The sequence below is a fragment of the Erythrobacter sp. HI0063 genome (genome assembly GCF_001635685.1).
GTDB lineage: Bacteria > Pseudomonadota > Alphaproteobacteria > Sphingomonadales > Sphingomonadaceae > Qipengyuania.
Genome location: NZ_LWFF01000025.1, coordinates 1 through 5819 on the forward strand (window position 1 = coordinate 1; position 5819 = coordinate 5819).

The window sequence follows — 5819 nt, forward strand, 5'->3', positions numbered from 1 at the left end:
GGCCGGGTGCCATCGCGGCCTGTCGCCCGGATGAACGAATCTGTCAAAAATGAGGCATCGGGGGGCGGGCGGGTCGAGTGCTGCGACCAATGGAGCTTGGGGGAGCGTGGCAAAGGTCTCTATTCCGCCGCCAGCAGATCTTCCGCCCCACCGAGATCGACGCTGACGAGGCGGCTGATCCCCTTCTCGATCATGGTGACGCCGAACAGGCGATGCATGCGGCTCATCGTCACGGCGTTGTGCGTCACGATCAGGTAACGGGTGTCGGTTTGCTTCACCATGGCGTCAAGCAGGTCGCAGAACCGGTCGATATTGGCATCGTCCAGCGGGGCGTCGACTTCGTCCAGCACGCAGATCGGGGCCGGATTGGTCAGGAACAGGGCGAAGATCAACGCCACGGCTGTCAGCGCCTGCTCTCCGCCTGAAAGCAGCGTCAGCGATTGCAGGCGCTTGCCGGGCGGCTGGGCAAAGATTTCAAGCCCGGCTTCGAGCACGTCGTCGCTGTCGATCAGGGCCAGATGCGCCTTGCCGCCGCTGTCGCCGGGCAGATTGCCCGCATCGAAAAGCTGCGCGAACAGGCGCTGGAAATGTTCGTTCACTTCCTCGAACGCCGCCTTCAACCGCTCTCGACCTTCGCGATTGAGGCTGCCGATGGAGCCACGCAACCGTGCGACCGCTTCGGCCAGCTCGGCCTGTTCCTCGGCATTGGCACCGTGCTCGCCCTCGATCCGCGCAAGCTCGTCGGCGGCGACCAGATTGACCGGGCCGATGCGTTCGCGACTGGCGCTGAGGCGGTCCATCTCCTCGCTTTCCGTTTCGGCGGAGCGCAAGGTGTCCTCCTCGAACTGAAACCGTTCGGGCAGCAGCGGGGGCGGACACTGGAAGCGCTCGCCCGAAACACGGCCCATTTCGATCCGGCGCAATTCCTGATTCTCGGCGCGCGCGGACAGCCCGGCGCGCTCCTCGCGGGCGGCGGCCAGCGCTTCGTTGGCGGCAGCGAAGGCGCGGTCCGCCTCCTCGCCTGCCGCCTGCGCTTCCGACAGGGCGGCTTCGGCCGTGGCCAGCTCTTCGGAAAGCCGGGCGCGCACCGCATCGCCCTGCTCGATCTCGCGCATCAGGCCTTCAGGCTTGGCGGCGATCACCGCGCGCTCCTCGCCGATCTCTTCCAGCCGCCGCGCCATGTCGGACAGCCGCCGCGCGGCATCGCCCGATCGCGCCTGCCAGCCCGCCATGTCCGAACGCTGCCCCGCCGTTCGCTCGCGCGCCACGGCCAGCGCCTGATCGTGCGCGGCGAGCGCCGCAGCGGCACCCTGCATCGCGGCGCGCGCAGCTTCGTTGCGGTCGCGTGCGGCATCGCGCTTGTCCCGCCCGGCGGATGGATCGGGCAGGGCGCTGCGCTTGGCCTCCGCTTCGGCAAGATCGACGCGTGCGCTGTCGAGCCGCTCCTCGTGTTCGGATGCTGCGGCGTCCAATTCGGCAAGGCGCGCCGTCACCCGCTCGCGCGCCGCTTCGGCCTGGTCGAGCGCGCGCAGGGCCTGCCGTTCGGCGTCGGAGGCGGCGGCGGATTGGCGTTCGGCGGCGACCAGATCGCGCTGCAACTGCGCCAGCTCATCGCGCGTGGCGGCCTCGCGCGTTTCCGCTTCCCTGGCCGTTTCGCGCAAGGGCGGGAGCGCCGCGTCGAGCTCGGCCAGGCGATTCTCCGCTTCCAGCCGCGCCGCATCCGCCGCCCCTTCGCCGCGCGCGACCAGACCGTCCCAGCGCCGCAAATGCCCTTTGAAAGTGACGAGCCATTCTCCCGGCTCCAGCGCGCGCCCATCGTCGCTTTCCGCAACATGCACCAGTGCCAGGCGCGCCGCGAGCTCGCTGGGACAGTCCGCCACATGGTCGAGCAAGGCATCGTCGAGGCGGTGCTGTGTCTCGCCCCCGGTCCAGTAGCGCCCCTCTTCCCCCTCGGGCGATCCGAGCAGGGCCCTCCCATCGCGGCCCAATGCCGCTGCCAAAGCACGCTCGAATCCCGGTTCGGCGCGCACCGAATCGATTGCCGGCCCGCGGCCCGATCGCTTCGCCGCCGCCCGCTGACGTGCCTCGCGATCGCGAGTCAGCGCCTGCCATTCGCGCTCCACTCCGGATAGTTCGGCACGCGCTTCCGAAAGGGCACTGGCGGCCTCGTCGCGCGCGGTCTGGAGCGCTGCCTTGCGTTCCCGCATGGCTTCGAGCGCCTTGCGATGCGCTTGCAGTTGCGTTGCAGCGCCTTCGGCAGCTTCGCGGGCTTGGGCCACCGCATCCGTACCATCCTGCCGGGCAAGCGCCGCGCGCTGGTCGGCCATGCGGCGTCCTTCGCTTAGAGTGCGATCAAGCCGGACGCGCGCTTGTGCGATTTCCGCTTCGACCACGCGCCATTCGGCCTCGACGCCGGCCAGATCCGCCGTCGCATTCGCCAAAGCCAGTTCGGCGGCGCGGCTGGCACGTTCGGCATCTTCGGCGCGCGCCGCGAGGGTCGGGCGCATCGCCTCGTCCTCGGCCAGCGCTTTCTCGTTCGCTGCCAGTTCCTTGTCGAGCCGCGCCAGCGCCTCGGCGGCATCGCGCGTCAAGCGGTCCGCCTCGCCGCGATCCTCTTCGAGGCGTGCCGTCTGGCGGTCCAGATCGGCGAGGCGCTGTTCGGCGGTTTCGAGCTGGTTGGTGAGTGCCGCCATCCGATGGCCATGCGCGCTCGCATCGTCGCGCCGGTCGGCCAGTTCCTCGCGCGCGGCCGCCAGCTTTTCGGCGGCAAGACGCTGTGCCTTCTGCGCCGCGTCGCTATCGGATTGCGCGGCCTGAACTCGCGCTTCGGCGCCCTTCGCGGCCCTTTTCGCCTCGGCCGCCGCGCGCGCGGCATCGCGCCAGCGCACGAATACCAGACGCGCTTCGGCGGTGCGGATCTGTTCGGACAATTCGCCGTAGCGCTCGGCCTGTCGCGCCTGGCGCTTCAGTGACGCGATCTGGCTGTCGAGCCCCGCCATCAAATCTTCAAGGCGCGCCAGATTGGCCTCGGTCTGGCGCAATTTGCTCTCGGCATCGCGACGGCGGACATGGAGGCCCGCAATCCCCGCCGCTTCTTCCAGCATCTGCCGCCGCTCGGTCGGCTTGGCGGCAATGACCTGCGCGATCTTGCCCTGGCTGACGAGCGCGGGACTATGCGCCCCGGTGGCCGCATCGGCGAAGATCAGCGCGACGTCCTTGGCGCGCACATCTCGCCCGTTCAGGCGATAGGCCGATCCCGCCCCGCGTTCGATCCGGCGGACGACTTCCAGCTCGTCGCCATCCGAGCGCGTACCCGACAGGACGACCTCCGCGAAATCGCGCGGCGGGCGCGTGGCGGTGCCGGCGAAAATGACATCCTCCATCCCGCCCGATCGCATGCTCTTGGGCGAGTTTTCGCCCATGACCCAGCGGATCGCTTCGAGAAGGTTGGACTTGCCGCAGCCATTCGGGCCGACGACGCCGGTCAGCCCCGGCTCGATGCTCAGCGTGGCAGGCTCGACGAAGCTCTTGAAGCCGCTGAGCCTGAGCTTGCCGAGCTGCATCGATCCCGCTTAGCGCGCGCCGGCCTGCTGGAGCCGCTGTTCGATCTGGGGCCAGGGAGCAGTCGGTTCGAGTTCGAGCTTGCGACCGTTGAGGAAGAAGCTCGGCGTGCCGGTCACATCCAGCTCACGCGACTGGGTTTCGGAGCGTTCCGCGATAGCTTCCATAGCGGAAAAATCGGCAAGGCAGGTGCGCGCCTGGTCCTCACTGAGGCCACGCGCGGCGAAGAAATCGTAGAAATCCGCGACACCTGCAGCCTGAACGAAACGCTGATCTTCGGGCAGCGAGAGCGCCTGACCGAATTGCTCCTGACGTTCGAATACCGGATTCAGCACTTCCTCCAGGTTCTTCCAAACCTGATCGGACAGCGGGTGATAGGTCTCGGGCGCACCGCAGCGGACCATCTGAGCCAGGATCAGATCGTGCGGACCGTGAATCTGGTTGCGCAATTCGTAGCTGACCTTGCCGGTGGCGACGTAATCTTCCTTGAGCTGATCCGCCCCGTTCTGCGCAAAGGCTGCGCAGGCGGGACAGGTCAGCGAAGCGTATTCGATCAATTTGATCGGCGCATCCGGATTGCCGAGCAGATACCCGTCGGAATCCGTCACCTGCACGGTGTCCACCCAGTTCGTGCCCGCTGGCGCTTCGACCGCGGCGACCGGTTCGCCCGACAGCGCTTCTTCGTCGGCCGCATCGGTGGAATCGCAGGCGGCGATCGCGAGAGTCAGCGGAGCGGCGAGGGCGGCAAGAGCGAAGGAGCGGATGCGAGTCATACGAAGTCCTGAAATGTGAAATACGAAATGCAGGCCGCTTCTAGCCAGCGATGGCTCCGCTGGAAAGAGCGGGAAGCCCCGACTAGCGCCGCTTGTCGAGCACCGGGCGAAGCGCGGCCCAATTGTGCACGCCATCGAGGAGCGTTCCGTTCATCACGAAGCTCGGCGTGCCTTGCAGCCCGTATTTCTCGACATCGGCCTGGCTCGCTTCGGCAAGCGCGTTGGCCTTGGCCTCGTCGGTCAGGCAGCGATCGAGTTCGGCGCGGGAATAGCCGCGATTTTCCATCAGCTCGTAAAAGCCGAGGTCGCTGGCGATGGCCTGGCGCCGTGCCCCGTTCGATCCGAACTGCCAGCGCGCCTGTTGAGCGCGCGTGGTCTTGCGGCCCTTTTCGAACCAGGCGTCCTGGCTCAGCATGATGGCGTTGTGATTGCCCGCGAATTTCTTCGGATCGCCGCAATGCGTCAGCAGCGCTGCGGTCAGATCGAAGGGATCGCGCAGCAAATGGCGGATTTCGTAGCTGACATCGCCCTTCGGCAGATAGCCAAGCTTGATCGCCGCATCGCCTTCGCGCGCGAAATCGGCGCAGTGCGAGCAGGTGTAGCTCATGAATTCGACGAGTTTGGTCTTGGCCTTGGGGTTGCCGATGCGATGCCCGTTATCGCTTTCGACAATTGTGGCCCCCCAATTCTGCGCCAGCGCCGCCGCGCCGGTGCCCACCAGAGCCAGCGCGGCCAGTGCCGATCCGATCCGGGCGGCCAGTTTGCGACCGCGAAATTTCGTCGTCATATCTCGCATCATCCTGTTCAATCGCCGAAACTGCGCGCCAGAGATTCGAGCACGGTGCGCAATTCCGGATCGCCGATATCGCGCAGGCTTTCGCCCAATTCCATCGGAATGGGCTTGAGCGAAGGCGGCGCCTTGGTCTTTGCCATGTCCTCGGGTGGCTTAACCGTACCTTGCCGCATCTTGACCCGCGCCACTGCGCGATAGCCGAAGAAGGTGTTCACCCGCTCCATGATTTCGGGAATCACGTGCTGGATCAGCGGAGCGTGCGCTGGGCTGACGACGAGCTGGAGCACGCCCTCCGATTTTTCACCGGGAGGGAAGCGGATCGATTCGGGCGCGCAGACCCTCGCGTGCGTCGTACCGACGATTTCCGGCCAGCGCGTGACGACCGAGGACTGGACGAAGCCGAAGCGGCGAAAGGCAGTGCGCCCGATCTGGGGCATTAGGTCGGAAACGGCGCGCGCCGGCCCGCCGCGCGGGCGATGATATTCGCGGAATTTGGCTTTCTTGCGCGGTTTGGCATCGGTCCGCGAAGCAGAGGGCGTCTTGGCCGGGGTGTCGTCGCTTTCCATTACGCAGGGGCCTATGCCATAGGACCGGCGTGACCTCCAGCATCGCGGCCCATCTTCTCGCCTGGTACGACGATCATGCGCGCGTGCTGCCGTGGCGAGCGCAGCCGGGTGAGCCGCCGAACGATC

At 67.0% G+C, this 5819-nt stretch carries 4 protein-coding genes; all 4 read right to left on the reverse strand.

The genetic code is table 11. The annotated features are described in order from the left end of the window. Window positions 1–119: 119 nt before the first annotated feature. Complete coding sequence (locus A3736_RS01340) at window positions 120–3563, reverse strand: AAA family ATPase (protein ID WP_067678281.1); 3444 nt, start codon at window positions 3561–3563, stop codon at window positions 120–122. A gap of 9 nt (window positions 3564–3572) precedes the next feature. Further along, window positions 3573–4334 carry a thioredoxin domain-containing protein gene (locus A3736_RS01345; protein WP_067678283.1) on the reverse strand — a complete coding sequence of 254 codons (762 nt, stop codon included), beginning with the start codon at window positions 4332–4334 and terminating at the stop codon, window positions 3573–3575. 82 nt (window positions 4335–4416) lie between these two features. After that, a complete protein-coding gene (locus A3736_RS01350; RefSeq protein WP_067678289.1) occupies window positions 4417–5121 on the reverse strand; it encodes a thioredoxin domain-containing protein in 705 nt (234 codons plus the stop codon). Window positions 5122–5138: 17 nt separating this feature from the next. Continuing rightward, window positions 5139–5693, reverse strand: coding sequence for a DUF721 domain-containing protein (locus A3736_RS01355; protein ID WP_067678286.1), 555 nt, complete (start codon window positions 5691–5693; stop codon window positions 5139–5141). Between the last annotated feature and the right edge of the window lie 126 nt (window positions 5694–5819).

What these genes read in the sequence shown, in the direction of transcription:
- A3736_RS01340 (WP_067678281.1), bottom strand. Translation starts at nt 3,563, where the DNA reads ATGCAGCTCGGCAAGCTCAGGCTCAGCGGCTTCAAGAGCTTCGTCGAG.
- A3736_RS01345 (WP_067678283.1), bottom strand. Translation starts at nt 4,334, where the DNA reads ATGACTCGCATCCGCTCCTTCGCTCTTGCCGCCCTCGCCGCTCCGCTG.
- A3736_RS01350 (WP_067678289.1), bottom strand. Translation starts at nt 5,121, where the DNA reads ATGACGACGAAATTTCGCGGTCGCAAACTGGCCGCCCGGATCGGATCG.
- A3736_RS01355 (WP_067678286.1), bottom strand. Translation starts at nt 5,693, where the DNA reads ATGGAAAGCGACGACACCCCGGCCAAGACGCCCTCTGCTTCGCGGACC.